Origin of the sequence: Nocardiopsis sinuspersici (assembly GCF_001998325.1) — a bacterium.
GTDB classification, from domain to species: Bacteria; Actinomycetota; Actinomycetes; order Streptosporangiales; family Streptosporangiaceae; genus Nocardiopsis; species Nocardiopsis sinuspersici.
Genome location: NZ_MCOK01000001.1, coordinates 2,087,193 through 2,113,763 on the forward strand (window position 1 = coordinate 2,087,193; position 26,571 = coordinate 2,113,763).

At 72.0% G+C, this 26,571-nt stretch carries 27 protein-coding genes; 14 read left to right on the forward strand and 13 right to left on the reverse strand.

Annotated elements, in window-relative coordinates; translation table 11 throughout:
• The first annotated feature begins 5 nt into the window (after nucleotides 1–5).
• The 6 genes from NOSIN_RS08815 to NOSIN_RS08840 all read left to right on the forward strand — a co-directional run bounded on the left by NOSIN_RS08815 (nucleotide 6) and on the right by NOSIN_RS08840 (nucleotide 4,110).
• The gene (locus NOSIN_RS08815; protein WP_206057585.1) at nucleotides 6–818 is read left to right on the forward strand and encodes a potassium channel family protein; all 813 of its coding nucleotides are present in this window, start codon (nucleotides 6–8) and stop codon (nucleotides 816–818) included.
• A gap of 55 nt (nucleotides 819–873) precedes the next feature.
• Nucleotides 874–1,632: a class I SAM-dependent methyltransferase gene (locus NOSIN_RS08820; protein ID WP_077690263.1), complete on the forward strand. Its 759-nt coding sequence runs from the start codon at nucleotides 874–876 to the stop codon at nucleotides 1,630–1,632.
• Between the two features lie 186 nt (nucleotides 1,633–1,818).
• On the forward strand, nucleotides 1,819–2,973 hold the full coding sequence (locus tag NOSIN_RS08825; protein WP_236743330.1) for a helix-turn-helix transcriptional regulator: 1,155 nt from the start codon (nucleotides 1,819–1,821) through the stop codon (nucleotides 2,971–2,973).
• 16 nt (nucleotides 2,974–2,989) lie between these two features.
• On the forward strand, nucleotides 2,990–3,496 hold the full coding sequence (locus tag NOSIN_RS08830) for a flavoprotein (RefSeq protein WP_077690265.1): 507 nt from the start codon (nucleotides 2,990–2,992) through the stop codon (nucleotides 3,494–3,496).
• Nucleotides 3,497–3,616: 120 nt separating this feature from the next.
• Nucleotides 3,617–3,865: a hypothetical protein gene (locus tag NOSIN_RS08835; protein WP_143832894.1), complete on the forward strand. Its 249-nt coding sequence runs from the start codon at nucleotides 3,617–3,619 to the stop codon at nucleotides 3,863–3,865.
• A complete protein-coding gene (locus tag NOSIN_RS08840; RefSeq protein WP_077690267.1) occupies nucleotides 3,862–4,110 on the forward strand; it encodes a hypothetical protein in 249 nt (82 codons plus the stop codon). Before NOSIN_RS08835 ends, NOSIN_RS08840 begins: the two co-directional genes overlap by 4 nt.
• Before the next feature lie 161 nt (nucleotides 4,111–4,271).
• Here NOSIN_RS08840 and NOSIN_RS08845 read toward each other — a convergent pair whose 3' ends face one another.
• From NOSIN_RS08845 to NOSIN_RS08860, 4 genes are all read right to left on the reverse strand, one after another.
• The gene (locus NOSIN_RS08845; RefSeq protein WP_077690268.1) at nucleotides 4,272–5,390 is read right to left on the reverse strand and encodes a 5-methyltetrahydropteroyltriglutamate--homocysteine S-methyltransferase; all 1,119 of its coding nucleotides are present in this window, start codon (nucleotides 5,388–5,390) and stop codon (nucleotides 4,272–4,274) included.
• A 123-nt stretch (nucleotides 5,391–5,513) separates the two neighbouring features.
• Nucleotides 5,514–7,157 carry a thiamine pyrophosphate-dependent enzyme gene (locus NOSIN_RS08850; RefSeq protein ID WP_236743331.1) on the reverse strand — a complete coding sequence of 548 codons (1,644 nt, stop codon included), beginning with the start codon at nucleotides 7,155–7,157 and terminating at the stop codon, nucleotides 5,514–5,516.
• A gap of 58 nt (nucleotides 7,158–7,215) precedes the next feature.
• Nucleotides 7,216–8,166 (reverse strand): ABC transporter substrate-binding protein, encoded by a 951-nt coding sequence (locus NOSIN_RS08855; protein ID WP_077690269.1) that lies wholly within the window; start codon nucleotides 8,164–8,166, stop codon nucleotides 7,216–7,218.
• A 202-nt stretch (nucleotides 8,167–8,368) separates the two neighbouring features.
• The gene (locus NOSIN_RS08860; RefSeq protein WP_077690270.1) at nucleotides 8,369–8,791 is read right to left on the reverse strand and encodes a nuclear transport factor 2 family protein; all 423 of its coding nucleotides are present in this window, start codon (nucleotides 8,789–8,791) and stop codon (nucleotides 8,369–8,371) included.
• Nucleotides 8,792–8,929: 138 nt separating this feature from the next.
• Here NOSIN_RS08860 and NOSIN_RS08865 point away from each other — a divergent pair, with 138 nt between their 5' ends.
• Nucleotides 8,930–10,729, forward strand: coding sequence for a bifunctional metallophosphatase/5'-nucleotidase (locus tag NOSIN_RS08865; RefSeq protein ID WP_077690271.1), 1,800 nt, complete (start codon nucleotides 8,930–8,932; stop codon nucleotides 10,727–10,729).
• 183 nt (nucleotides 10,730–10,912) lie between these two features.
• Here the strand turns inward: NOSIN_RS08865 and NOSIN_RS08870 are convergent, their stop codons facing one another.
• Nucleotides 10,913–11,536 carry a DUF4291 domain-containing protein gene (locus NOSIN_RS08870; protein WP_077690272.1) on the reverse strand — a complete coding sequence of 208 codons (624 nt, stop codon included), beginning with the start codon at nucleotides 11,534–11,536 and terminating at the stop codon, nucleotides 10,913–10,915.
• 62 nt (nucleotides 11,537–11,598) lie between these two features.
• Complete coding sequence (pabB, locus tag NOSIN_RS08875; protein ID WP_077690273.1) at nucleotides 11,599–13,737, reverse strand: aminodeoxychorismate synthase component I; 2,139 nt, start codon at nucleotides 13,735–13,737, stop codon at nucleotides 11,599–11,601.
• A 147-nt stretch (nucleotides 13,738–13,884) separates the two neighbouring features.
• On the opposite strand from pabB, the gene NOSIN_RS08880 reads away from it, so the two are divergent.
• Nucleotides 13,885–14,133, forward strand: coding sequence for an SHOCT domain-containing protein (locus tag NOSIN_RS08880; RefSeq protein WP_077690274.1), 249 nt, complete (start codon nucleotides 13,885–13,887; stop codon nucleotides 14,131–14,133).
• A gap of 70 nt (nucleotides 14,134–14,203) precedes the next feature.
• Here the strand turns inward: NOSIN_RS08880 and NOSIN_RS08885 are convergent, their stop codons facing one another.
• Nucleotides 14,204–15,631 carry a sugar porter family MFS transporter gene (locus NOSIN_RS08885; RefSeq protein ID WP_077690275.1) on the reverse strand — a complete coding sequence of 476 codons (1,428 nt, stop codon included), beginning with the start codon at nucleotides 15,629–15,631 and terminating at the stop codon, nucleotides 14,204–14,206.
• A gap of 247 nt (nucleotides 15,632–15,878) precedes the next feature.
• Between NOSIN_RS08885 and NOSIN_RS08890 the strand changes: the two genes are divergently transcribed.
• Together NOSIN_RS08890 and bioB are read left to right on the forward strand one after the other, a co-directional pair.
• Nucleotides 15,879–16,490, forward strand: coding sequence for an HAD family hydrolase (locus NOSIN_RS08890; protein WP_077690276.1), 612 nt, complete (start codon nucleotides 15,879–15,881; stop codon nucleotides 16,488–16,490).
• Nucleotides 16,491–16,682: 192 nt separating this feature from the next.
• A complete protein-coding gene (bioB, locus tag NOSIN_RS08895) occupies nucleotides 16,683–17,744 on the forward strand; it encodes a biotin synthase BioB (protein ID WP_077690277.1) in 1,062 nt (353 codons plus the stop codon).
• A 71-nt stretch (nucleotides 17,745–17,815) separates the two neighbouring features.
• Here the strand turns inward: bioB and NOSIN_RS08900 are convergent, their stop codons facing one another.
• Together NOSIN_RS08900 and NOSIN_RS08905 are read right to left on the reverse strand one after the other, a co-directional pair.
• Entirely contained in the window at nucleotides 17,816–18,106 is a 291-nt protein-coding gene (locus NOSIN_RS08900) for a YiaA/YiaB family inner membrane protein (protein ID WP_077690278.1), read from the reverse strand.
• 71 nt (nucleotides 18,107–18,177) lie between these two features.
• Nucleotides 18,178–19,356, reverse strand: coding sequence for an NAD(P)/FAD-dependent oxidoreductase (locus NOSIN_RS08905; protein ID WP_077693502.1), 1,179 nt, complete (start codon nucleotides 19,354–19,356; stop codon nucleotides 18,178–18,180).
• A 136-nt stretch (nucleotides 19,357–19,492) separates the two neighbouring features.
• On the opposite strand from NOSIN_RS08905, the gene ddaH reads away from it, so the two are divergent.
• Nucleotides 19,493–20,284: a dimethylargininase gene (gene ddaH, locus NOSIN_RS08910; RefSeq protein ID WP_077693503.1), complete on the forward strand. Its 792-nt coding sequence runs from the start codon at nucleotides 19,493–19,495 to the stop codon at nucleotides 20,282–20,284.
• Between the two features lie 161 nt (nucleotides 20,285–20,445).
• On the opposite strand, the gene NOSIN_RS08915 is transcribed toward ddaH, so the two are convergent.
• From NOSIN_RS08915 to NOSIN_RS08925, 3 genes are read right to left on the reverse strand one after another with little or no spacing between them, the layout of a single operon-like run.
• A complete protein-coding gene (locus NOSIN_RS08915) occupies nucleotides 20,446–21,309 on the reverse strand; it encodes an inositol monophosphatase family protein (RefSeq protein ID WP_077690279.1) in 864 nt (287 codons plus the stop codon).
• Nucleotides 21,310–21,321: 12 nt separating this feature from the next.
• Nucleotides 21,322–22,302, reverse strand: coding sequence for an ABC transporter permease (locus NOSIN_RS08920; RefSeq protein WP_236743332.1), 981 nt, complete (start codon nucleotides 22,300–22,302; stop codon nucleotides 21,322–21,324).
• Nucleotides 22,299–23,129, reverse strand: coding sequence for an ATP-binding cassette domain-containing protein (locus NOSIN_RS08925; RefSeq protein WP_077690281.1), 831 nt, complete (start codon nucleotides 23,127–23,129; stop codon nucleotides 22,299–22,301). Before NOSIN_RS08925 ends, NOSIN_RS08920 begins: the two co-directional genes overlap by 4 nt.
• 259 nt (nucleotides 23,130–23,388) lie before the next feature.
• On the opposite strand from NOSIN_RS08925, the gene NOSIN_RS08930 reads away from it, so the two are divergent.
• Nucleotides 23,389–23,799 (forward strand): RidA family protein, encoded by a 411-nt coding sequence (locus NOSIN_RS08930; protein ID WP_077690282.1) that lies wholly within the window; start codon nucleotides 23,389–23,391, stop codon nucleotides 23,797–23,799.
• Here the strand turns inward: NOSIN_RS08930 and NOSIN_RS08935 are convergent.
• Nucleotides 23,780–24,349 carry a CGNR zinc finger domain-containing protein gene (locus tag NOSIN_RS08935; protein ID WP_077693504.1) on the reverse strand — a complete coding sequence of 190 codons (570 nt, stop codon included), beginning with the start codon at nucleotides 24,347–24,349 and terminating at the stop codon, nucleotides 23,780–23,782. The two genes, NOSIN_RS08930 and NOSIN_RS08935, sit on opposite strands and share 20 nt — an antisense overlap.
• A gap of 56 nt (nucleotides 24,350–24,405) precedes the next feature.
• On the opposite strand from NOSIN_RS08935, the gene NOSIN_RS08940 reads away from it, so the two are divergent.
• Both NOSIN_RS08940 and NOSIN_RS08945 read left to right on the forward strand, forming a co-directional pair.
• On the forward strand, nucleotides 24,406–25,617 hold the full coding sequence (locus tag NOSIN_RS08940) for an MFS transporter (protein WP_077690283.1): 1,212 nt from the start codon (nucleotides 24,406–24,408) through the stop codon (nucleotides 25,615–25,617).
• Nucleotides 25,614–26,570 carry a helix-turn-helix transcriptional regulator gene (locus tag NOSIN_RS08945; protein WP_077690284.1) on the forward strand — a complete coding sequence of 319 codons (957 nt, stop codon included), beginning with the start codon at nucleotides 25,614–25,616 and terminating at the stop codon, nucleotides 26,568–26,570. The genes NOSIN_RS08940 and NOSIN_RS08945 overlap by 4 nt, the downstream gene beginning before the upstream one ends.
• The last annotated feature ends 1 nt before the right edge of the window (nucleotide 26,571 follow it).

The window sequence follows — 26,571 nt, forward strand, 5'->3', positions numbered from 1 at the left end:
GGAGCGTGGAACAACACAGCTCGTCCTCTCCCAGTCCTCCCAGGTCACAGGAACGTCTGACCCGCTGGCGCTCCGTCACCGAACTGCCCCTGGTCGGCGCGGCGCTGGTCTTCGTCGCCGCCTACGCCTGGCCCATCCTCGACCCCGGCCTGTCACAGAACTGGCGGGAGTTCTGCGAGGTACTCCTCGTGGCCGTGTGGGTGGTCTTCGCCGCCGACTACGCCACACGCCTGTACCTGGCGCCGAACCGGTGGACGTTCATCCGCGGGAACCTGCTGGACCTGATGATCGTGGTGCTGCCGATGCTGCGCCCCCTGCAACTGGTCCGGCTCCTGACCGTCCTGTCGCTGCTGCACCGCCACATGTCGGTCTCCCTGCGCGGGAACGTGATCCTGTACACCGCGGGTATCACCGTCATCATGCTCCTCATGGCCTCGCTGAGCATCCTGCGCGCGGAGCAGGACGCCCCCGGAGCCAACATCACCACGCTCACCGACGCGTTCTGGTGGTCGCTGGTGACGGTGTCCACCGTCGGCTACGGAGACTTCTACCCGGTCACCGGCACCGGTCGCCTGATCGCCGCCTTCCTCTTCATCATGGGGATCGGCCTGCTCGGTGTCATCACCGGCACGCTGTCCACCTGGCTCGTCCAGCGCGTCGACGACGGCTCCGACAAGCACGCGCAGGAGACCGACACGGCCACGCGGGAGCAGTTGCGCGAGCTCACCGAGCAGGTCCGCGCGCTCAGGGCCGAGCTGGGCCGCACCGCCGAAGCAGCCGAGCCGGTGCCGCCGGATCGGCCGGAGGCCTCCCCCTGAGCGGCCGGGAGGGCCGGGGCCTCCCGGCGGAGCCGGTGGGCTTAGTGTCCGGAGCATGAGCGCATCCCACCCCCCGAACGTGCCCCCGCGCGGATCGTCCTTCTACGACCTGCCCCGGATGTCCGACCGCTACGGCGAGCACCGCCACGGCGGAGTGTCCAGCCCGAACACGGTGATGGAGGAGCCCGCGCTCCTGGAGGAGCTGGGGCCGGCCGAGGGGCTGGACGTGCTCGACCTGGGATGCGGTGACGCCGACCTGGGACGGATCCTGCTGGAGGCGGGGTGCCGGAGCTACCTGGGCGTGGACGGCTCCGCGGCGATGGTGGAGCGGGCCCGCTCCCGCCTGCGGGACACCGGAGGCAGGGTCGAGCGGGCCGACATGGAGGAGTTCACCGCCCCGCCGGGCGGTTTCGACCTGGTCGTCTCCCGGATGGCGCTGCACTACGTGGACGACGTCGCCCCGGTGCTCGCCTCGGCGCGGCGGTGGCTGCGTCCGGGAGGGCGTGTGGTGTTCACGGTTCCACATCCGGTGCTGACCTGCAACGACACCAGTGAAGGCACCGGCGGGCCTCGGCGGGAATGGGTGGTGGACGGCTACTTCGACACCGGTCCCCGCCGGCGCGTGTGGATGGGAGAGCCGGTGACGTGGTACCACCGCACGGTGGAGGACCATGTGCGGGCACTGCACGGGGCCGGGTTCGCCCTCACCGCGCTGCGTGAGTGCGCCCCCGCGCGGGAGCTGTTCGGGGCGAAGGAGCAGGAGTACGCGCGCCGCCGGAGGGTGCCGCTGTTCCTGCTGATCGCCGGGGCCTGACCCCGCGGAGCGGCGTGTCCGCGAGCGAGGGCCGGGCCTCCCGGACTCGTCCTTCGGGAGAGAGCGATCGGGAAGTCCGCCGCCTCTCACTCGCCACCGCTTACGCTGGAATCCCACTCCTGCACGGAGGGCGAGCATGTGGCCGAGCACGAAACCCCCAGGCCCTCGGACGGCGTTGGAGCCCGCGTGGCCCGCGCCAGAAAGCGGAGCGGACTGACGCAGCAGGGACTCGCGCAGCGCACCAGCTACGCCCGCTCCCATATCGCACAGGTGGAGGCCGGGCACAAGGCCGCCACCCCCGCCTTCATCGCGGCCGTCTCGGATGCGCTCAAGGTGGACATGAGCGAGCTGTACGGGCAGCCCTACCGGGGCGACACCCCCTCGACCGACCGTGTCCATCAGGCCATTCCCGATCTGCGCCGCGCCCTGGCATGGTCGGACCTGTCGCCCGAGTTGGAGGGCCCTCCGCGTCCCCTGAAGGTTTTGGCCAGCGAACTGGAGAACGCCAAACGGCTTCGACGCCTGGCCCGCCACGTGCAGCTCGGGGCGTCCCTCCCAGCGGTCATGGAGGAGCTGAGCTTCCACGCGCACGACGCGGACGACCCACGGGTGTGGCGGCTGCTGTCCGACGTCTTCTGCGCGGCCGGAGAGCTGTCCCGCCGCTTGGGCTACAGCGACCTGGCGGACTCCATGTTCAAGGAGGCGGCTCGCTTCGCCGTGCTCTCGCGAGACCCGCACCTCCCCCTGATCATCACGTGGCGGCGTGCCCTCGTGCTCATGAACCACGGCGCTCTCACGGCAGCCGTCCGGCTCCTGGAGCGGTGTACGACGATGATCGAGGAGGGACGGCCCGGCGACGTGGAGGTGTCAGGGGCGCTTTACCTGCGGGCGGCCGTTCTCGCGGGCCGCCTGGGCAACGCTGGGAGTGCCTGGGACCACTTTGAGCAGGCAGCTGAGATCAGCGCGAGGGCGGGCCGTCCTCATCTGGACGAATACAGCACGTATTTCTCGCCTGCGAACATCCTGATCCACGGCGCGGCGGTGGCGACCGAACTGGGCGACTACGACGAGGCGGTCCGGCGTGATGCGGCCATCTCCCTGAATGCACTCAACAGCCTGGCCAGGGAGCGCCGTTCACACCACCTCATCGACATGTCACGCGTCCACATGGAGCAAGGCCGCAACAAGCAAGCACTCTCGCGGCTCTTGACGGCAGAGCGCGTCGCCCCCCAAATGACCCGCTACCACCCGTTCGCGCGTACCGTCGCGACCCACCTTCAGGACCGCCACAGGGTCCTCTCCGAAGATCTCAGGGGCCTCGTAGCGCGCATGCGCATCTGACGGCCAGACTGGCCGCATGCGAACTCTCTACCTCACGCTCTCCGGCGCGTCCACGACGCCGGAGGAGACCGCCCCCGACCTGGTCCGCCTGCTCCAAGGCGAGGGGTGGCGGGTCGCCGTCCTGTGTACGCCGACGGGCACCCGCTTCCACGACCTCGACGAACTGGGGGCTCTGACGGAGGAACCGGTGCGCGTGGACTTCCGCCGCCCCGGCACAGGCAGGAGCCTGCCGCCTCCGGATGCGGTCCTCGCCTGCCCCTGGTCGTTCAACAGCACGAACAAGACGGTGCTCGGCATTACGGACACCTTCGCCGTTGCGCTCGTCTGCGAGATGATCGGGCGCGGCGTCCCCACGTTCCTGGTCCCCAAGGCCGGGGACGGGCTCTCAGGCCACCCCACCTGGGACGGCAGCCTCCGCCTCCTGGAGGAGATTCCCCATGTCACCCTCCTGCGCAACCCCGCCCGCAGCCTCCCGGGGTGGCGTCAGGTCGCCGACACCCTCGCCAAGGTGCCCACACCGTGAAGGGGTACGTGTCTCGAAGGGCGTACATGAGGTGTACGCCCTCGGCTTGCCTGACCTTGGGAGACGAGGATGTTCCATCTTGGAACAGTGCGCCCCCTTGACGGATCCACCATCGCTCTCATGGACTCTACGACTCCTCAGCGTGACCAGAACGAGCTGGACAGGCTGAACCGCGAGTACCCGGGCTGGAGGGTGTGGCGCAGCCGGAACGGTGACGTGCTCTCCGGCTGGGTGGCGACCAACCTCAACCCCCACAGCACCTTCGACCCCACGTTGCACGGCGACACCGCCGAGCAGCTTGAGCGGCTCCTCAAGTGCCCGCCCCACCGCATCGGCAGGCCGCTTCGTGAGGGCGAGGTGGCGTTGTGAGGCAGTCACGTAAGGGCCTCCAGCTCACCCCCGAGCAGAGGAGGGCCCTCGACCTCGTCCGGCCCCACGTGGACCAGCTCGACGCCGAGTTCGGCGACACCTGGGACATCGGACCGTGCCACCCCTGGAACGGGACCGTTGAGCGGCTGTACGCCACGCGGCGGGTGCCCGTTCCCGGCGAGCTGAGCGCCCTGAGCGCGCGCACGGTGGGCGAGCTTCGCGCCAAGCTGCGCGAGCGCTCCTGAACGAGACTTCGGGGCGAAGGAGTAGGAGTACGCACGCCGCCGGAGGATGCCGCTGTTCCTGCTGCTCGCCGGGGCCTGACCCCGCGGAGCGGCGTGTTCGCCGAAGGCGCTCGCGCGGCCCCCGGCGAACACGTGCCGCGTCCCCGCGGCGGAGGCCGGACCTACCCCCAGACCTCCTGGGCGGTCTCCACGATCAGCCGCAGCTTGGCGACCTGCTCGTCGTAGGTCAGGTCGTTGCCCTCGAAGGTGGAGGAGAACCCGCACTGGGGGGACAGGCACAGCTGCTCCAGCGGGATGTGGCGGCTGGCCTGCTCGATGCGCCGCTTGAGCTCGTCCTTGCTCTCCAGTTCACCCCTCTTCGTGGTGACCAGGCCCAGCACCACGTACTTGCCCTCGGGGACGAAGCGCAGCGGTTCGAAGCCGCCCGAGCGCTCGTCGTCGAACTCCAGGAAGAACCCGTCCACGTCCAGCTCGTTGAACAGCTCCTCGGCCACGTAGTCGTAGCCGCCGCGCGCCACCCACGAGGAGCGGAAGTTGCCCCGGCACATGTGCGTGGTCACGTTCATGCCCTCGGGCCGGTCGGCCAGGGCGGCGTTCATCTGACGGATGTAGCGCACGTGCAGCTGGTCGCTGTCGTCGCCGCGCTCGTCGAGCATCCCGCGCTGGCCGGGGTCGTTGAGGTAGGCCAGGCTGGTGTCGTCCAGTTGCAGGTAGGTGCAGCCCAGCTCGCCCAGCGCGCGGATCTGCGCCGCGTAGGCCGCCGACAGGTCCGCCCAGAACTCCTCCTGGTCGGGGTAGACCTGCGGGTCGATGGAGGCCGAACCGCCGCGGTAGTGCACCATGCTCGGCGAGGGGATGGTCAGCTTGGGGGTGTTCTGGGTGACCGTCTGGCGCAGGAAGGTGAACGCCTCGGCGAAGATGGGCCGCTCGAAGCGGATCCTGTCGGCGATCCGCAGCCCCGAGGGGGTGAACTCGATGTCGCCCTGGTCGTTGTGGAAGGTGACCGTCAGCTCGTCCTGGACCTTGGACACACCGCCCAACTGGTAGATGAAGTCCATGTGCCAGGAGGCCCGGCGGAACTCGCCGTCGGTCGCCGACCGCAGCCCCACCTCCTCCTGCATGCGCACGACCTCGCGAACGGACTCGTCCTCGACCTCGCGCAGTCGATCGTCGCCGATCTCACCTCTGGCGTGGTCGTCGCGCGCACGCAGCAGCTTCTCGGGGCGCAGGAGGCTGCCGACGTGGTCGGCCCGGTAGGGCGGTTGGGACTTGGGTGCCATGTGGACTTCGACTTCCCTTCGGATGCGGGTGGTGTTCGTCGGTTCTCGGTCGCGGGGACGTGGGAGGCGTCGGTCCGCAGATGCGTCCTTCCCCGGTCACCGGGGCCGGAGAACATCGCGGTCTCAGGGCTGGAACGCGGGATCCGGTGCGACGGTGACGTCGAGGACCAGGGGTTCCTCCCGCTCGGCCAGGCCGGGCACGGTCTCCTCCAGGACCCGGCACAGTTCGGCGTGGGTACGGACCCGCACCGCGGGGCAGCCCAGCCCGCTGGCCAGGGCGGCCAGGGACACCTCGGGGAAGGCGGGCCAGGGCGGTTTGCCGCCGCCGCTGCCACCGTTTTCGGCGAGGCGGTCCATGACCGCGTAACGGCCGTTGGAGAGCACCACGAACAGCACTCCGGCCCGGTAGCGTGCGGCGCTCCACAGTGCCTGCACCTGGTAGAGGGCGGACCCGTCCCCCACGACCGCCACCACCGGGCGTTTCGGGGCGGCCATGCGCACACCGGTCGCGGCGGGCAGCGCGAAGCCCAGCCCGCCCATGGCCGCGGACAGGAAGCCCAGGGGCGCCCGGGCGGGCAGCAGCCGGTGCAGTTGGGGGCGGCTGGAGGGGGTCTCCTCCACCACGACCGTGTCCGGTGTGATCCGCCGTGCCAGCTCCCGTAGGACGTGCGCGGCGCGCAGCGGCTCTCCCGGCTCCGGGGGAGCCGACTCCTCGGAAGCCGCCACGGGGGCCGCCGCCCGGGCACCGGCGCGGGAACGCCCGCGCACCAGGGTGGCGACCACGGCGGTGAAGGACGCGACCGGTGCGAGGACGGCCAACTCGACGGGACCGCGATGGACCTCCTCCGGATCCTGCGAGATCACCGCCAGCCGGGTGCCGGGGTCCACGAGAGGGCCGTCGGCGTAGACGTACTGGCGCAGGACCGGTGCGCCCACCGCGAGCACCGCGTCATGCCCCCGCAGCGCCCGGCGCAGCCGGGAGCGCTCGGCGGGCAGGTGTCCTGCGAACAGGGGGTGGTCCTGGGGGAAGCCGGCGCGCGCTCCGAAGCTCTCCTGGTACACGGGCGTCCCCAGGCGTTCGGCGAGGGTGGTCAGGGCCCGCCATGCGGGGGCGCCGTCGGCACCCGCGCCCACCACCAGGGCCGGGTCGGTCGCCGCGTCCAGGAACGCGGCGACCTCGGCGGCCGCGGGGTCGTCGGCGGCCACGTGGGCGGGACGGGCGACCCGTACCGGCGCGTCGCCGGAGCGGTCGGGGCCGGCCGGTCGCTCCCAGTCGTCCATACAGACCACGACCAGGACCGGGCCCGACCCGTGCACGGCCTGGTGGTGGGCGCGCACGATCGCTCCGGGCACGTCCTGGGCGCGCACGGGTCGGTGGACGGCGACGGGGTAGTCCCCGGCCAGCCCCTCCAGCCTCCCGGCGAGGAAGGGCTCCTGGGCCAGGTGGCGGCGGTCCTGCTGGCCGACCAGGACCACGAGCGGCGCACGGTTGACGCGTGCCGTGGCCAGTGCGCCGACGGCGTTGCCGAGCCCGGCGGTGGTGTGCATCTGTACCAGCGCCGGGCGCTCGCGAGCCAGGGCCCAGCCGGTGGCCATGCCCACCACCGACCCCTCGTGCAGTGCCAGGACGAAGTCGATGTCGTCGGGCAGGTCCACGAGGAAGGGGACCTCGGTGGAGCCGGGGTTGGCGAAGAGCGTGGTCAGCCCCAGCTCGCGCATGAGGTCCAGGGTCCGCTCGCGGACCGTGGGGCCGGTCTGGTCGGGCACGTCTTTCCTTCTGGTGGTGCTGGTGGGGCGCACGGCGCGGCCCTGGATCAGGAGGCCCTCACTGGTACAGCGCCTCCAGGTCCGCCTCGCTCTCGATGAGCCCGTCCTGGAGCATGAGGTCGGCCAGGACGCCGACGGACTCCTTGTCGACCTCCGCGGGCCAGCGGGGCAGGCGGAGCTGGTCCAGCAGGGCCTGGTCGATCTCGGTGTAGGTGGGGACGATCCGGCGGACCTCGTCGGGGTTGTCCTGGGCGTAGGCCAGGGACTCGCGTAGCGCGGCCTCGACGTCGGCGATCAGTTCGGGGTCCTGGTCGAGCATCCTCTCGGAGGTGAAGTAGGCCGCCACGGTGAGGTCGGGGTGGGTGTCGACGAGGTTGGAGGCGATCTCGCGGTGCCCGGCCTCGGCGGCCATGGTGGTGAAGGGTTCGACCAGCCAGATCGCGTCCACCTGCTCGTTCTCCAGGGCGGGCACCATGTCGGGCAGGCCCATCTCGACGAACTCGACGCTGGAGGGGTCGCCTCCGGCCTTGCGGACGGACTGGCGGACGGTGGTGTCACCGATGTTCTTGAGGTTGTTGGCGGCGACCGTCATGCCCTCCAGGTCGGCGGCGTCCTGGACGGGGCTGTCGTCCAGGACGAACACCGCGCTGAAGTCGGCGCCCTGCTCGCCGTTGGAGGCCACGCCGTTGGAGAAGATCTTCAGGGGCAGGCCCTGGTCGCGGGCGACCATGACCGAGACGACGTTGCCGAAGGCGAACTCGAAGTTGCCGCTGATCACGCCGGGGATGGCGGCGGCACCGCCGGAGCCCGGCTGGATTTCCAGGTCGATGCCGCGGTCGGAGAAGAATCCCTGTTCGACTCCCAGGTGGAGCGGGGCCACGTCCACGATGGGGATCGCGCCGGCGGTCACCTGTCGTAGTCCGTCTCCCTCCCCTTCCTCGGCACCGCCGCAGGCCGTGGCCGGGACAAGCACGGCTATGCCGAGGAGGGCTGTCAACTGTCGGCGCATCTGTGTCTCCTGAGTCGGTCGGCGGTCGGGAAGGGGGGTCGCTGACCCGACGGTCGGTGTGGACCAGGACGGGGCGCCCGAACCTCGCGACAACCCATGGATGTACGTTTTGCGAACAATTGTGCTTTAGGCGAACATAAGTGATCCAGTTCACCGGGTCAAGGCCGCTTTTCCCGCCTCTCGCCGCCGTCTCCCCCACTGGTCAGGGGACGGGAGTGCCCTGGTGGTAGTAGATCCGCCACGTGCCGTCCGCGCCCCGGCGCCACAACGAACTGCGCCGGGCACGGGTGCCGTCGACCTCGGTGGCATAGGTCAGGTGCACCAGGTCCGGAGCGAGCAGCCTGCCCACCATGTCGCTGACCCGCACCCGGCCGCGCCCCGGCCCGGTCTTCCCCGCCTCGGCCTCCGGCCCGGCGGCCCCCGAGGAAGCGTCCATGGTGGCCAGCTCCGCCAGCATCGACGTCCGGTCCCAGTGCCTGCCCGACTTGCCGACCTCGGTGAACTCGGCGTCCAACAGCTCCGCGGCGAGCCTGCGTGAGGCGCGCACGCGGGGCTCCAACAGCATCAGCTCCCCCTCGATCACCCGCTGGACCGCCTCGCCCGCCCCGTCCCCGCTCCCGCACATGCCCGTCTCCCTGCACGGTTGTCCGGTGCACGCCGGTGAACGTGCACCGATTGTTAACACCTGACCGGTTCCGCGCTCCTTGGCGCCTTACTAGCCTGTGGGAGTTTCACCCACCCCCGCCACCCCCAGGAGACACACATGTCAGCGGACCCCGGCATCTCCCGACGCGGCGCCCTCGGAGGTCTGAGCGCCGCGGGCGCCCTCGCCCTGGCCGGTTGGCCCGGTACGGCGGCCGCGTCCTCGGCACGCGACGCCCTCATCACCGTCATGGGCACCTCCGACCTGCACGGCCACTGCCTGAACTGGGACTACTTCAAGGACGCCGAGTTCGAGGACGGCGAGGGCAACCACATCGGCATCGCCAAGGCGGCCAGCCTGATCAAGGAGGTCCGCGCCGAGCGCGGCCGCAACAACACCCTGCTCTTCGACTCCGGCGACACCATCCAGGGCGCTCCGCTGGCCACCTACTACAACGTCGTCGAACCGATCACCGAGACCGGGCAGACCCACCCGATGGCGCGGGCGATGAACGCCGTCGGATACGACGCCGTGGCCCTGGGCAACCACGAGTTCAACTACGGCCTGGAGCACCTGGACACCTGGATCGACCAGATGCAGGCTCCGGTGCTGGCCGCCAACGCCCTGCACCACGGCACCGACGAGCCCGCCTACCGCCCCTACGTGCTCAAACGCATGAAGGTGGACTGCCTCGACAAACCCGGTACCCAGCCCCTGGTCGTCGGCGTGCTGGGCCTGACCAACCCCGGGTCCATCATCTGGGACCGCCACAACGTCGAGGGGGAACTGGAGTTCGCGGACCTGGTGGAGAGCGCCCGCCACTGGGTGCCCGTCATGCGCGGCGAGGGCGCCGACCTGGTGATCGTCAGCGCCCACTCCGGTGACAGCGGTACCTCCTCCTACGGCGGGGGCGTCCCCGTCGAGAACGCCTCGGCGATGGTCGCCGAGGAGGTGCCCGGCATCGACGCCATCCTGTTCGGCCACGCCCACCGCGACATCTCCGAGCGCTTCGTCACCAACAAGGTCACCGGCGAGCAGGTCCTGATGACGATGCCCTCCTACTGGGGGCGGAGGCTGTCGGTGATGGACCTGGCGCTGCGCCGGGAGCGGGGCCGCTGGCGGGTCACCTCCAAGAGCGCGGTCACGCTGAACAGCAACACCGTGGAGGAGGACCCCGAGATCGTGGAGTTGGTGGCCGACCAGCACGCCACGGCGGTGGAGTACGTCAACCAGGTGGTGGCGACCTCGGTGGAGGAGCTGAGCGCGGCCCAGGCCTGCTGGCGCGACACCGCGATCGTGGACTACATCCAGCACGTGCAGATCGAGACGGTGCGCGCGGCGATCCAGGACACCGCCGAGGCGGCCCTGCCCGTGCTCTCGATCGCGGCGCCCTTCAGCCGCTCGGCGGTCTTCCCCGCCGGTGACGTCTCGATCCGCGACATCGCCGGCCTGTACGTGTACGACAACACCCTGCTGGCCGGCGTGCTCACCGGAGCCCAGCTACGCGACTACCTGGAGTACTCCGCGCGCTACTTCCACCAGGTGTCCGCCTCCGGCGCGGTCGACCCGGGCGGCCTGACCAACGCCGGCGGCACCCCCGACTACAACTTCGACCAGGTCGCCGGGCTGGAGTACGACATCGACGTGTCCCGGCCCGTGGGCGGGCGGATCACCTCGCTCACGCTCCAGGGTGCGAAGGTCGCCGACGACCAGCGGTTCGTGCTGGCGGTCAACAACTACCGCCAGTCGGGTGGCGGCGGGTTCCCGCACATCACCGGCGCCCCGGTGGTCTACAACGCGCAGGTCCAGGTCAGGCAGGCGCTGATCGACTACGCCACGGCCACCGGCACCATCGACCCGGCCGACTTCCACGTCGTCAACTGGCGCCTGGTCCGCGAGGGCACTCCCGTCTTCGACTAGGTCGTGTCTCCTTGAGGCTCCGCTGCGCTTCGCCCCGTGCTCGGACACCGCAGGTACGGGAGCCTTCGGTCCCCGCGGGTGCGCCCGCGGGGACCCCCGGCGGCACAGGACCGAGTCCACCGATGTCCAGCCCTGGCCACGTCTCGGTCTACCGGCTCCCCGAGCAGGGTTTAGCCGCCCCGCTCAGGCCGTGTCCTCCTCCCCCACGGTCGGGGCGGGGCGCAGGTGGTCCAGCTCGTGCGGTGCGACCGGGTAGGGGCGCTCGGCGGGCAGCAGTCGGGCGGCGGCCTCCAGCTTTCCCGCCTGGACCAGCGTGTGGATGCGGTGTGCGAGCGGGGTGACGTCGGTGATGGAAGTGATCCACGCGTCGGCGTAGCGGTGCGCGGCCTCGCCCGCCAGCCCCAACTGCAGGGAGCGGTGCTCCAGCGGCCTCAGGTGCAGGTCGCGTTCGGGGTCCCACTGCACCCGTACGGGGCTCTCGCGCAGTCGGCGCCTCCACGTGCGGCGGTCCGCGTGCACGTTCGCCGTGTAGTGCGACAGGCAGGCGTTGCGCAGTGCCCACTCGAATCCCTCACGGGTGACCTCCACCGCCAGTACGGTCTCCTGGTCCTTCTTGGTCCCCCACCCGCATCGATAGGCCGTCCACAGGAGCGAAGGCTTGACCCATGTCATGCGGTCCCGCTTCCAGGCGGAGGGGAAGCGGCCGTCGCGGGCGGCGGGCAGTCCGATGGAGGGGCTGTAGGCCTGGTAGACGGTGACCGCGGTGTCGGTGTAACGCGCCCGGATCTGGTGTCGGGGGAAGTCCATGGGGCTCAAGATGGCCTCTGTCCCCCGGCGGCGGCAAACGGTTTTCCCGCGCCCCGGAGCGGTCAGCGGCCGCGGGCGGGCACGGCGGCCTTGAGGAGCATCTCCTCGTACTCCCCCTCCGGGTCGGAGTCCAGCACGACGGCCCCGCCCGCGCCGATGGTCATCTCGCCGTCGGCCAGCACGGCGGTGCGGATGACGATGTTGAGGTCGGCGGTGCCGCAGGAGGACACATAGCCCAGCGCGCCGGAGTAGACGCCGCGCGCGGAGGACTCCAGCCGGTCCAGGATCTCCATGGTGCGCTCCTTGGGGGCTCCGGTCATCGACCCGCCGGGGAAGCAGGCGCGCACCGCGTCCATGGCCGACACCCGCGGGCGCAGCCTGCCGCGCACGGTGGAGACGAGCTGGTGCACGGTGGTGTAGGACTCGGTGTACATGAACGCGGGCACCTCGACGCTGCCCACCTCGCACACGCGGCCCAGGTCGTTGCGCAGCAGGTCGACGATCATGAGGTTCTCGGCGCGGGTCTTGGCGCCGGTGCGCAGCTCCTCGGCGACGCGCGCGTCGAGGTCCGGGTCCGGGTGGCGGGGCGCGGTGCCCTTGATGGGGCGGCTCTCGGCGGTGCGGTCGGCGTCCACGCGCAGGAACCGTTCGGGTGAGGCGCTGAGCACGCTCATCGCCCCCAGGCGCAGTAGGGCGGCGTAGGGCGCGGGGCCGGCGGCGCGCATACGGCGGTAGGTGTCGAGGTCGCCGCCGGTGTGGGCCAGGCGCAGCCGGTTGGTCAGGCAGATCTCGTAGCTCTCCCCGGCCGTGAGCTGGGCCAGGCACTCCTTGACGTCGTCGACGTAGTCCCCGTGCGAGCGCTCCAGCAGCGGGGCCAGGTCGGTGGCCGGCGCGGAAGGCGCGGGCGGGTCCAGGGGCGGCAGGTCGGCGAGGGCCGACAGGGTCTCATCCAGCCATGCGTCGCCGTCGGGGAGGCCGTCGGCGCACACCGCGTAGGTGCGTCCGCGGTGGTGGTCGACGGCCACGAACCGGTCGCAGCGCAGCCACACGGCGTCGGGGTGGGGTGAGGTGTGCGCGTCGGCGGCGCCGCAGTCGGCCTTGAGCTCGTAGCCGAGGTAGCCGACGTAGCCTCCGGCGAAGTCGAAGGGCAGCCCGCTGGGACGGGGGTGGGGGACGCGGCGGTCCAGGGCGTCGAAGACACTGCCGGGCTCGGTGTGCTCGGTGCCGTCCGGGGCGCGCACGTGGACGGGGCCGCCGACCCGGTAGGTGAGCACCTCACCGGTGGCGGCGCCCAGGAAGGAGAAGCGGGCGGGGCCCTCGGGTCGGGAGCTGTCCAGCCAGAACGCGTACTCGGCGTCGCCGTACAGGTGGGCGAAGGCGGCCTCGGTGTCCACGGCCAGGGGGAGCTCGCGTGTGCGGGGAACGGGGCCTTCGGGCGTCTGGCCGGGGTGCTGCCGGAGTGTCCGTGACGGGGGGCCGGGGTGGTTCGCGTGGGGGTGCGGGCCGGAGGCCTCCCGTCCCGGTGGGCTGTCCGCGTGCCTCTTCCGCGTGCTCTCCCGCGCTCCGAGGGCCCTGGTCGGCGGGTCCGCGGGAGCGGAGGGGCGGCTTGTGCCCGTGGCGGTGTGCGGGCGGGCCAGGTCCAGGAAGTTGGCGACCGTCCGCGCGCCGAACTCGCTGGCCACCGACTCGGGGTGGAACTGCACTCCCCAGCGGGGCAGGGTGCGGTGTTCCAGGCCCATGACCACGCCGTCCTCCGACCACGCGGTCGCGGTCAGCGGCTCGGGCAGGGGGTCGGCGACGGCCAGGGAGTGGTAGCGCACGGTGGTGAAGTCCTGTGGCAGGCCCGCGAACAGGCCCGATCCGTTGTGCCGGATCCGGGTCAGGTGGCCGTGGCGGGGTTGGGGGGCCGAGACCACGTCCGCCCCGGCCAGGTGGGCGATGGCCTGGTGGCCCAGGCACACGCCCAGCACCGGCAGGCGGGTGTGGTCCAGGAGGCGGGGGACGCGGCCCAGGTCGCGCGGGTGCTGGGGGCGGCCCGGGCCGGGTGAGAGGACCACGGCGTCCACGTCGGCCGGGTCGAGGGTGTCCCAGCGGGGGTCGTCGTTGGTGATGACCGCGGGGGTGTGGCCCAGGACGCGCGCCAGGAGTTGGAAGAGGTTGTAGGTGTATGAATCGTGGTTGTCCACGAGGAGGACGCGCATCCCGCCCCTTTCGTCCGGATCGCGGTACTCCAAGGTTACGGCGGTCCGGGCGGAGGCGGTCGTCCACAGGTACGAGGAGCCCCTGGAGAAAGGCCTCCGGGCGGGGTACACAAGAGAGTAGGAGCGGTTTCCTCACCAGGAGTGGAGATGACCTACATGGTGGCCACGCTCGTGATCCTCGTCATGGTGGCGCTGGGCGTCTTCTTCGTCGTCACGGTCGCGTCCGTGGCGGGCGCGGCCCTGGACGGCCACACCCGTGCGGACCGGCGGTCCCCCTCCGCCGCGCCCGGGTCGCAGGCCGTGGACGCGGCGGAGGAGGAGTTGCGGCTCAGATACGCGCGGGGCGAGATCGACCGGGAGGAGTTCCTCCAGAGGAAGATCGACCTGGAGCGCTGAGCCCTCCGCCTGCCCCCCCAGCCGCCCACTCCGTGGGTGGTCGGAGGGTGGGAACGGAGCTCTGAGCTGGTCAGCCCTGCATCTCCTCCAGGGTCTTGCCCTTGGTCTCCCGCACGAACCTCCACACGAAGAAGAACGACACCAGCGCGAAGAACGCGTACATCATGTACGTGCCGCTCAGGCTCCAGTCGCGCAGGCTCGGGAAGCTCACGGTGATCAGCCAGTTGGCGAGCCACTGGGTCGCCGTGGCCACACCCATCGCGGCGGCACGGATGCGCAGCGGGAACATCTCCCCCAGCAGCACCCACACGACCACACCCCATGACAGGGCGAAGAAGAGCACGAACAGGCTGGCCGCGGTCAGCGCCACCGCTCCCCACACGAACGGCAGTGACACCTCTTCGCCCTGCACCACCGCGTGGTTGAAGGCGTAGGCGGCCAGGGCCAGCGACACCGTCATACCGGCCGAGCCCACCAGCAGCAGCGGCTTGCGGCCGACCCGGTCCACCAGCAGGATCGCCACGAACGTACCGACGATGTTCACGATGGAGGTGAACAGGCTCAGCAGCAGGGAGTTGGTCGCGGACACACCCACCGACTGCCACAGCGAACTGGAGTAGTAGAAGATGACGTTGATACCGACCAGCTGCTGGAAGGCCGAGATGGCCATACCGATCCACACGATGGGCAGCAGACCGTAGCGGCCGGTCAGGTCGCTCAGCTTCGGCTTGATCTCCGAGCCCAACGCCTCCTTGATCTCTCCGATGCGCCGGTCCACCCGCTCGGGGCCTCCTCCCTCGACCTCGGCGAGGATGCGGCGGGCCCGGGGCGTCTGTCCGATACGCACCAGGTAGCGGGGCGACTCGGGGATGAGCAGGCTCAGTCCCACGTAGACCATGGCGGGGATGACCTCGACACCCAGCATCCACTGCCAGGCCTGGAACCCCCCGAGCATGTCGCTCGCGCTGCCGCCGGCCATCTGGGCGACACCGAAGTTGACCAGCTGTGAGGTGGCGATACCGAGAACGATCGCCAGTTGCTGCAACGACGCCAGCCGACCGCGGTAGGCGGCCGGTGACACCTCGGCGATGTAGGTCGGGGCGATCACCGAGGCCAGGCCGATGGCGACACCGCCCAGGATCCGCCAGGCGGTCAGGTCCCAGACTCCGAACGGAAGGGCCGAGCCGATGGCGCTGGCGGCGAACAGCACACCGGCGATCTGCATGGTGCGGATACGGCCGACCCGGTCGGCCAGGGCACCCGCGGCCGCGGCGCCCACCACACATCCCAGGAGCGCCGAGGCGACCGTGAAGCCGAGCGTGGCCGGTCCCACGCCGAACCGCTCCTGGATGGCCGGTACCGCGCCGTTGATCACGGCACTGTCGTAGCCGAACAGGAAACCGCCCATGGCCGCGGCGGCGGCGATCATCGTCACGTGGACGATGTTGGCCTCACCCGATGGTGCGCCCTCGTAACCGGTCTCTCTGGCTCCGCTCACATTCGCTTCCTTCCCCCGTGGCACAACAGTTGCGACCCCAGGGTGGACACGCCGAAGACGAAGCGTCACGGACAAAACGCCCGTAGGCCAAAAGATGTCCAACTTTTGGCACACAACCTGTATGGGGCACGGCGCCGTGGGACACCTCATCCGAACGTTCCGGGCGCGTGCGCCCCGGGCGCGGACGGCCGGAGCGCGTACGATCTGGACGGCGCCGTCCCCGGCCCCCGAAGGAAGAGGTGACCTCTTGACCGTGCTCTTCGACCTGTTCGGTGTCGTTGCGTGCCACCAGTCCGAGGAGGGCGGGGACCGGCTGGTCCGGGTCGCGGGCGCACCCGCCCCGGCCTTCTGGGAGGCGTACTGGGCGCGGCGCCCCTCCTACGACCGCGCGGACGTGAGCGCCTCCGAGTACTGGCGCCGCGTGGGCGAGGACCTGGGCCTGCGCTTCGACGACCACCGGATCTCCGCACTGGTGGAGGCCGACATCGCCAGCTGGGACGCGGTCGACGACACCATGGTCGCCCTGGTCGGGGAACTCGCGGCCTCGGGCCGACGGATCGGGCTGCTGTCCAACATCCCCGAGGAGTTGGCCCTGTACTACGAGGAGCACCACTCCTGGCTCCGCGACTTCCACGTGCGCGCCTTCTCCTGCCGGATCGGCCACGTCAAGCCCGAACCGGAGGCCTACCGGTGGTGTCAGGAGGCGCTGGGGGTCGAGCCGGAACGCGTCCTCTTCGTCGACGACCGCCGGGAGAACGTGCGGGGCGCCCAGGAGACGGGCATGCGTGCGCACCTGTTCACCACCGCCGCCCGGCTGAGGGAGGAATTCGCCCGCTGGGACGCCGACGCCTCGACGTGAGCCCCGGCGTCCGCGGCGGGCCTGCCGCCTCCTCCCTGCCCCATCCGCCCCCTCACGCGCGCGGAGTGCGATCGCCACGTTCGGACGCGGGCGCGCCGGAGCGCGAAGAGCCGTCCCGTACAAGACTTCTCCCGCGTTTTTGGCTCCTTCCGGGGCTGTGCCGCTCCCGTCCGGGGACCCAGGATCGTCCCCGTGACCACATTCCTTCCCCTGGCCGAGAAGGCCCTGCGCCGTGAGAAGCCCACCCGCGACGAACTCCTCGGAGTCCTGCGCGGCTCCGACGACGACCTGATGGACCTGGTAGCCGCCGCCTTCCGGGTCCGGCTGCGCTACTTCGAGCGCCGCGTCAAGCTCAACTACCTCGTGAACATCAAGAGCGGCCTGTGCCCGGAGGACTGCTCCTACTGCTCCCAGCGCCTGGGCTCGGAAGCCGAGATCGTCAGGTACACCTGGCTCAAGCCCGACCAGACCCGCGAGGCCGTCTCCCACGGTGTGGGGGCGGGCGCCACCCGGGTCTGCCTGGTGGCCAGCGGGCGCGGTCCCACCGACCGCGACGTGGAACGCCTCGCCCCCGCCATCGAGGGCATCAAGGCCGAGCACCCGGGTGTGGAGGTGTGCGCCTGCCTGGGCCTGCTCTCCGAGGGCCAGGCCGACCGGCTGCGCGAGGCCGGGGCCGACGCCTACAACCACAACCTCAACACCTCGAGGGAGCGCTACGCCGACATCTGCACCACCCACGAGTTCGCCGACCGGGTGGAGACCGTGGCCAGGGCCAAGCACGCCGGGCTCTCCCCCTGCTCCGGGCTGATCGCGGGGATGGGGGAGAGCGACGACGACCTGGTGGACGCCCTGTTCGCACTGCGCGAGCTGGAGCCGGACTCGGTACCGGTCAACTTCCTCATGCCCTTCGAGGGAACCCCGCTGGAGGGCACCTGGGAGCTGACCCCGCAGCGGTGCCTACGGGTCCTGGCCGCCACCCGGTTCGTCTTCCCCGACGTGGAGGTCCGTCTGGCGGGAGGCCGGGAGATCCACCTGCGCTCCCTGCAGCCGCTGGCGCTGCACATCGTCAACTCGCTCTTCCTGGGGGACTACCTCACCAGCGAGGGCCAGGCGGGCGGGGCCGATCTGGAGATGATCGCCGACGCCGGGTTCACCGTGCAGGGGGCGGGAGAGCCCACCCTGCCCGGCCGGCGCCACGATCTGCTCAGGCCCCGCCGGCGCGGCGCCGGAACCGCTCTTCCGCCCAACGCCTGAGGCCGACGCGGCCCGAAGCCTCTCCGTTCGCCGCCTCGAAGGTCCCGGGGCGACGAACGGGCCCGTCCTGCTCAGGAGCGCGGGACGGGCTGCTCGTTGCCGTACCAGAGGGGGATCTGCTGCTGGTTCTGCGCCATCTCGGCGGCCAGCACGTCCTCCTGGCGGTCGCGCACGCACTTGGCCAGCGTGAAGGTGGAGGTGATGACGTAGAGCAGGCCCAGGCCCAGGAAGGCACGGATCCACAGGTCGACGGGGAGGTAGATGATTCCCGCGCCCACCCCGACCGCGGAGACCCCGAAGGACAGGGCGGACTGGAGGAAGAACTGCGGGGTGGAACGGGGCTGGGGAGCATAGGTGTTCATGGCGTCCATGCTGCCGCCCGCCCCGGCCCCGCGCCTGAGTACGGCTACTCACCGCCCCGGCGGGTGCCCTCTCACCGCTGTGTCCCGCCCTCGGCCACGCCCACGTCCTCCCCCGCCCCGGCGAGGTCCTCGGCGCCGGATGCCATCGGCCGGTCGGGGCGGAAGGGGGACAGGTCCACCCCGGGCTCCTCCCCCATCGCCAACCGGGCCGCGACCACCCCCTGGAAGGGGCCGAAGGTCAGCCCCTCTCCGCCCAGCCCGGTCGCCACCACCACTCCGGGCAGGCGTTCCACGGGCCCCAAAAGCTGCCTTCCGTCGTGTGTGCCCGGACGGAAGCCCACGCGCGTCTCCGCCACCGTGGCCTCGTCCAGGCCGGGCAGCACCTCCAGCGCGGTGGAGAGGTTGTGCAGCAGGCTAGAGGCCGTCACCCGCCGGTCGAACCCGGCCTCCGGCTCCAGCGTGCCGCTGGTGACCACCCGGTCCGGGCCGAATGCCGACGCGTAGTATCCGCGCTCGCCGAAGCGCACCACCGGCCAGGCCCTGGTGTCCCGTCCGGGCAGGGCGAAGTGCGTCACCTGCCCGCGCACCGGTCGCACGGGCAGGTCCACCCCGGCGGCCGCGAGCAACCCGGCCGACCACGCGCCCGCCGCCACGACGACCGTGGGCGCCTCCAGGTCCTCGGTGCCCACCCGCACGCCCGTCACACGGTGGCCGTTCCACAACAGGCGGGCCTCGCCCTTGAAGTAGCGCAGGCCCCGCTCCTCCGCGGCGTTGAACAGGGCGTTCCGTGCCGCCGGAGCGTTCAGCCGGGCCATCCCCTGCACGAACACCCCGCCGTAGGGCGCGGGCACCAGCGGGAACCGCTCGCGCGGCTCACCCGGGCCCAACCGCTCCACCCGGCCCATGGTGGTGAACTCCGGGCGCTCGGACAGGGTGCGCATCAGGTCGAACCCGGCGTCGTCCCCCTCCAGGTCCACGGACATGCCGCCGACCACCTCGTAGCCGGTGGCCTGCCCGTCCTGGGCGAGCTCGTCCATCAGCCGCGGATAGTGCTCGGCCGCTCGGGCCTTGAAGTCCCACACCGGCCCGGAGTCCCAGGGGAAGGGCCACGGGTAGATGACCCCCAGGCCGGCGGCCGTGGCCTGCCCCAGGTGCGCGGTGTCCACCAGCGCGGTGGACACACCCTTCTTGGCCAGGTGGAACGCCGCACTCGTTCCCACGATCCCGCCACCGACAACGATCACGTCCATGACGTCCACCCTGCCCCTCCGGTCGTTCACGGACAAGCCGGACGGCCCGCGTGCCGTGCCCGGGAAACGGGTACGGGTGCGCGATAGGTTGTGCTCTCCCGAAAATCCCCGTGGCAGGACCCTGGAGGACGTGTACGTGGACGGATACACCTACTACGGGGTCGCCCTGATGCGCCGCCCCAGCCCCGAGCTGGCACGGGGCATCGTCACCCACATCCCCCGCGCGGCGGTGGACCCGGTCCTGGCCGCACGCCAGTACACGATCTACCAGGAGGCCCTGGCCTCGGCCGGGTGGCGGGTGTGCGAGGTCGAGGCCGCGCCCGAACACCCCGACTCGGTGTTCGTGGAGGACACCGTGGTGGTGTGCGGGGACCTGGCGGTCCTGACCCGCCCCGGCGCCGAGGCCCGCCGCGGCGAGGTGGAGGGGGTCGAACCCGTGGTGCGCGCGCTCGGGCTGCGGGTGGCGCGCGTCGAGGCGCCCGCGACCCTGGACGGCGGTGACGTGCTCCAGGTGGGCTCCACCGTCTACGTGGGCGTGGGCGGGCGTACCAACACCGAGGGCGCCGCCCAGCTCGAAAAGCTGCTCAAACCGCTGGGCAGGGAGGTCGAGCGTGTGGGGATGGGTGCGGCGCTGCACCTGAAGTCGGCGGTGACCGCGCTGCCGGACGGATCGCTCGTGGGCCTGCCCGACCTGGTGGAGGCCGACGCCCTGCCGCCGGTGCGCCGCGTCGCCGAGGAGCCGGGCGCGCACGTGCTGCCGCTGGGCGGACGCGACGTCATGGTCAGCGCGGCGGCGCGGGAGACCATCCACCAGTTGACCGCCGACCGCTGGCGGGTGCTGCCGGTGGACATCTCCCAGTTCGAGAGGCTGGAGGCGTGTGTGACCTGCCTGAGTGTCCTGATCCCGGACCAGGGCGCCGGGGCCTGAGCCCGCGTCGCCGGGTGCAGGACGGCCCCCTTCCACCGGTCCGGTCGGCTTCTCGGCCCTCAAGGGCCGAGCCTGCGACCAAAGCCCGCCACTGGCTGTGGCGTCCCCGCCGGGTCTTGGCCGCCAGTGCCGTGGCCTGGTGGCCGGGACGTCCGACGTCCTCAGGGAGCGGACCGCACGGCGTCCAGGGCCTCGTCGTGGACGCGGGTGTTGCTGAACAGCGCCGCTCCGGTGTCGAACCGGTCCCCGCCGGAGAGGTCGCTGAAGGAGCCGCCCGACTCCCGGACGATCGGTACGAGGGCGGCGATGTCCCAGGGGCCCGCACCCACCAGCAGGAAGGCGTCCAGTCGGCCCGTGGCCACGAGCAGCCCGCCGTGGCAGGTTCCCGAGCCGGTCGAGGGCTTGGGAGGCGTGGGCTCCGTGCGTTCGTGGCCGGTCCAGTCGAGCGGGGGGACCGTGCGCCCCGCCCTGGCGGCGAGTCCGGCGGCCGCCGTGCGGGCCTGGTCGGTGATCCGCTGTGGAGGCGGCCAGATTCCGACCGAGGCGCGGTCCAGGCGGGCCGTGGCCGTGACGCCCGGGGCGCGGGGCGGCGCGTCATGCCGTGCGGGCCCCGTGGCGGCCGCCGTCCACGCGCCTTGCCCCGGCACCGCCCACCAGCGCCGGCCCAGGGCCGGGGCGAAGACCAGGCCGAGGTGGACGCGGTGGCCTCTCGCGAGGGCGATCAGCGTTCCCCATTCCGGCTCGCCCGAGAGGAGGCTTCTGGTGCCGTCGACCGCGTCGACGATCCACCGGCGCGGTCCACTCCCCTGGCCGCCGGACTCCTCACCGGTGAAGGCGTCGCCCGGGCGCTCTCGGTCGACCATCTCACGCAGCTCCCGCTCGACGCGGAGGTCGATCGCGGTGACGGGGCTGCCGTCGCTCTTCTGCCCGGCCCGGTGATCGCCCGCGGCGACGTGTGACATCGCGACCCGTCCGGCGAGGTCGGCCATCCGGTGCGCGAGATCCAGGTCCCCGTCGTCCTTCATCCGTTCCCCTCGTCATGCCGGTCCGGCGTGGTGTCCGAGTGCGAGGCGGTGCCGGAGACCGCGTCGGCCGGCGTTTCGGTGGAGGAGGCACAGCCACCTCCGCTCGCAGGAGCGGGCGGGTGCGCCATGGCCCGGTGGGCGGTGCGCCGACGGGTGTTCCTGCTGGTCGGGCCTGGAGAAGCGCCGCACGGCCAGGAACAGGCACAGGGCGCCGAAGCAGGTCAGCGCCACCAGTTCCTCCACGGTCGACGGCCGCAGGCCCCACACCCGCAGGTTGGCGAACAGGGTGTCGGAGGCGGCGGCCGGCAGGTGGGCGGTGAGGGTGTGGCGTGCCGCCTCCACCGCGTGGGTCAGCGGATTGAGCGCGGTGACCACGGTCAGCCAGGCCGGTAGGACACTGAGCGGGAAGAAGACTCCCGACAGCAGTACCAGCGGCCCCAGGATCAGGCCGGTGGTGGCCTGGAAGGTCCGCGGGCCGGGCAGGCAGACCGCCAGCAGGGTGCCCAGGGAGGTCAGCGCGAACGAGGCCGGCACCAGCACCGCCACGAGCGAGGTGAACAGCGCCGGGTCGTAGGGCACGCCCGCGGCTCCGGCGAAGGCCAGCAGGACGGCTCCGTGGCAGGTGGCGGCGGTGGTGCCCGCGAGCACCTTGCCCAGCAGCAGGGACTCGCGGCGCACGGGCGCCATGAGCATCCCGCGGAGGAAGCCGAGTTCGCGGTCTCCCAGGATCGAGGCGCCGGTGGCCAGGGCCGGGGACTGGACCGCCATCACCATGACGCCGGGGAAGAGGAAGGTCACGTAGCCCACGCCCGAGCCGCCGTCGGACACGATCGCGCCCAACCCGATGCCCAGGGTGGCCAGGAGCAGCATGGGCTGTGCCAGGCCGAGCACCAGGCGCAGCCGCCCGCGCAGGAGGGTGGTGATCTCGCGCCGCCACACGGCGGCCACCACCCGCGCCTCGGCGTCCAGCCGGACCGCCATCGCTGTACTCACGTGTGGGACTTCCTCATCCGAAGGCGCGGGCGGTGCCCGGTACGGCTCGGGAGCACGTCGTCCAGGCCCGGTGGAGGCGGGGGTACCAGGCGGGCGGGATCGTCGCCGGGGCGGAAGCGGAGCTGGGCCGGGGTGCCCAGGTCCCTGACCCGGCCGCGGTCCAGGACGGCCACCCGGTCGCAGCCTCGCGTCTCGGCCGGGTGGTGGGTGGCCAGCAGCACCGCGGCACCGGACTCGCGGTGCATGCGGTGCAGGTACACCCACACGTCGGCGCGGTCGCGCGGACCGAGGCCGGCCGTGGGCTCGTCCAGGAGCAGGACCTCGGGGTGGTGCAGCAGGCTCCGTGTGATCTCCAGGCGCCGCTTCGCCCCCTCGGGGAGTGCGCGCACCAGTTCGTGCCGCCGGTCGAGCAGGCCGGCCAGGGCCAGCATCGAGGTGATGCGACGGCGTACCCGGCGGCGCGCGACACCGTGGAGGGCGGCGTGCACGCGCAGGTTCTCCTCGACCGTGAGCTTGCCGTCCAGGGTGGTGTCCTGGAACACCACGCCGATGGAGCGCCGGACCCCGGCGGGGTCGGTGCGCACGTCGCGCCCGGCCACCCACAGGCTTCCGGAGGTGGGGCGGACCAGTGCGCACAGCATCGCGATGGTGGTGGACTTTCCCGCTCCTGCGGGGCCCAGGAGCCCGAAGACCTCCCCCGGGCGTACCAGCAGGTCGATCCCGCGGACCGCCTCCACCCCGGGGTAGGTCTTGACCAGGTCCTTGGCGCGGATCGCAGGAGGACGTGGGGTCGGGGCCCGGACGTCTTCGGTCTTTGGGAGTGTCACCCCGGTTGGGCTACCGGTGTGGATTCCTGATTCCAATTCATTCCTCAAGGGGGCAAAACGCCCAACGTCTGGTGGACGATGAGGGGCGTCCACCGACGAAGTCGTTTTCTGCGTGGGGGTTCGGGAGTTAAGCTCGCGGCAAAGCTACCCGAGGTGGTTTGTCGGTAACAACCGGTTGCCGGGAAGAGGCGGCCGGAACCTCCAGGACGGACACGCGCGTTATCCGGGGCGTACCGACCGACGAACACCCGGGAGCACGATGAAAGCGGTCACGCTGATCCGCAGCCAGACCCTGACCGAGGCCGTGGAATACGCCTACGCCGCCACGGTCCGGGCGCCCGCCCGGGTGGTGTGGACCGCTGGCGCCTGCCCGCTCGACGCCGAGGGCGGGACCGTCGCCGTGGGCGACTACGCGGGCCAGGCCGAACAGGTCATGCGCAACCTGCGCACCGCCCTGAACGACGCCGGGGCCGACCTCACCGACGTCGTCAGGACCACGGTGTACGTCGCCTCCACCCGCAGGGAGGACCTGGTCCGGGCCTGGGAGGTGGTGCGGGCCCACATGGGCGCGCACGACGCGCCCGGCACCCTGCTCGGGGTGACCGTGCTCGGCTACGAGGACCAGTTGGTCGAGGTGGAGGCGGTCGCCGTCACGTCCGGGGACGGCTGACCGCCGCGCCGGGGACGGCCGTCCGTCGGTGGGCGGCCACCCTGGCGCGGGTGGCGCAGCGGCGCGAGCAGTACCGGCGAGGGCTGCCGCTGCCACAGTCCACGAACACCCGCTCGCATCCGTGCGCCGCGCACACCCCGCCCGGCGGACGCTGGCGGTCGGTGAGCAGCAGCGCCAGCATCAGGCACGAGGAGGCGAGGAACCACTCGGCCAGCGGCGCGTCGTCGCGTGAGTCCACGTGGACGTGCCAGTGCGTGGTGCCGCCGTGGTCGGTCAGCCGGGGCTGGTGGGCGCGGGCCAGGAGACGGTTGATCCGCTCGGCCGCGCTGTCGGCGTCCTCCGCGGCCAGGACCGCGCGGATCCGGTAGGCGGCCGCGCGCATCCGGCCGACGTCGTCCGAGGTCACCGGGTCGGTCTCGCCGTGGGCGCGCAGCACCCGGGCCAGGGCCGCCGCGTCGGCGTCCTCCTCGGCCAGGGCGTTGAGCAGGTCGGTGGTGCGTTCGGCGACGGCGCGCACGGAGCGTCCGGTGACCGCGTTGGTGGAGGGCATGGCGCCCAATGTAACGCCTCTTCCGATTTGAGGCGTTACCTCTTAACGTCCTGGGCATGCCACAGCGTTACGGCCTGGTCCGGTACCTGACGGGAGCGGTCTGCGCGCGCACCGGCGACGAGGCCTCGGGGCCGGCCCTGCTCCTGTGGGGGATGGCGCTCACCGGGTCGGTGGGCGCCGGATCGGCCCTGCTCGCCGGGCTCACCGCCGCCGCGGCCGCCGGCGGGCCCCTGGTGGGCATGGCACTGGACCGCAGTGCCCGCCCCGGGCGCCCGTTGGCCGTGGCCCTGGCCGTGTACGCGGCGGGGCTGGCGGTGGTCGCCCTCGCCCTGGGCCGCCTCCCCCTGCCCCTGGTGGTGGGCGCGGCCCTGGCCGTCGGCCTGGTCGGACCCGTGCTGTCGGGAGGGTGGACCGCGCAACTGCCCCGGGTGTGGGCGCCCGGGCGGTCGGCTCGGGCGAGCACGTGGGATGCCATGACCTTCGGTGCGGCCGGTCTGCTCGGCCCGGCCCTGGCCGGTGCGGTCGCCGCCGCCTGCGGCGCCGGGACGGCGGTGGCCGCGGCCGTGGTCCTGCTCGCCCTGGCCGTACCCGCCGCCTGGACCCTGCCCGGACGTGCGCCCCGTTCCGCGTCCGTGTCCGTGGCGGCCGACCTGCTCGCCGGGGTGCGCGCGGTGCTCGGCAACCGGTCCCTGTCGCGTGCCACGGCGGTGACCGCGGTCTCCATCGCGGGCACGGGCATGCTGGTGGTGTGCGCGCCCGTGACGGGCCTGCGCGTGCTGGGCTCCCAGGAGAGCGGGGCCCTGCTGCTGTCGGGCATGGCCGCGTGCTCACTGCTGGCCAACCTGCTACTGGCCCGCAGGTCGCCGCGCGTGTGCGCGGACGCGGTGGTCCTGGTCTGCGTCCTGGTACAGGCCGCCGGTACGGCCCTGGTGGCCCTGGCGGCCCTGGCCCCCTCCCCCGCCGTGCTCCTGACGGGTGCCGCCCTGGTGGGCGCGGCCGAGGGGCCGCAGTTGGCCTCGCTGTTCGCGGTCCGACACCGGGAGGCCCCCGAGCACCTGCGTGCGCAGGTCTTCACCACCGGGGCCAGCCTGAAGATCTCCGCCCTCGCGCTGGGCACCGCCGTCGCCGGTCCCCTGGCCGAGGCCTCCGTGACCGTGTGCCTGGCCGTGGCGGCCGGACTCCACCTGGTGGCCGCACTGGTGTACACGGGCATCCGCGTGAGTGCAGGACCGAAGCCGTCCTGCACTCCTGGCAGACTGCGCTCATGAGAGCGACCTCCGCGCGCCTGCTGCGCCTGCTGTCCCTTCTACAGACACGCAAGGACTGGCCGGGCGGCGAACTCGCCGAACGGCTCCGGGTGAGCCCGCGCACCGTGCGCCGGGACGTGGACCGGCTGCGCGAGCTGGGCTACCCCATCCAGGCGACCATGGGTACCGGGGGCGGCTACCAGCTCGGTGCGGGCGCCTCCCTGCCGCCGCTGCTGCTGGACGACGACGAGGCCGTGGCGGTCGCCGTGGGGCTGCGCACCGCCGCCCAGGGCGGGGTGTCGGGGATCGAGGAGACCTCGGTGCGCGCCCTGGCCAAACTCCTGCAGGTGCTGCCCTCGAAACTGCGCCGCAGGGTGGACGCCGTGGGGACCTTCACCGTACCCATGCCCGCCCGGGGACCCGCGGTCGACGCCGACACGCTGGCCCTGGTGGCCGCCGCCTGCCGGGACAGCGAGCGACTGCGCTTCGACTACGAGAGCCACGACGGCAGTGCCTCACGCCGGATCGTGGAGCCCCACCGGCTGGTCACGCGGGGGCGGCGCTGGTACCTGGTGGCCTGGGACACCGCCCGCGACGACTGGCGCACCTTCCGGGTGGACCGGATGCGCCCGCTCACGCCGACCGGTCCGCGCGTGCCCCCGCGCGACCCGCCCGAGCAGGGTGTGGCCGCCTACCTGGAGGAGCGGATGACCGTGCACATGTGGCCCGTGCGTGCGCGGATCAGGTTGTTCGTCCCCGCGGAGGAGGCCGAACGCACGGCGGGCGGCTACGGGCCGATCGAGCCGGTGGACGAGCACTCGTGCGTGCTGGTGTGCTCGGGGGGCTCGCTACTGCACATGGCCTGTTACCTGGGCATGCTCGACATGGACATGGAGGTGGAGGAACCGGACGAGCTGCGTGAGCACATGGCCCGTCTGGCCACCAGGTTCCAGCGGGCGGCGGCTTCGGGCTGAA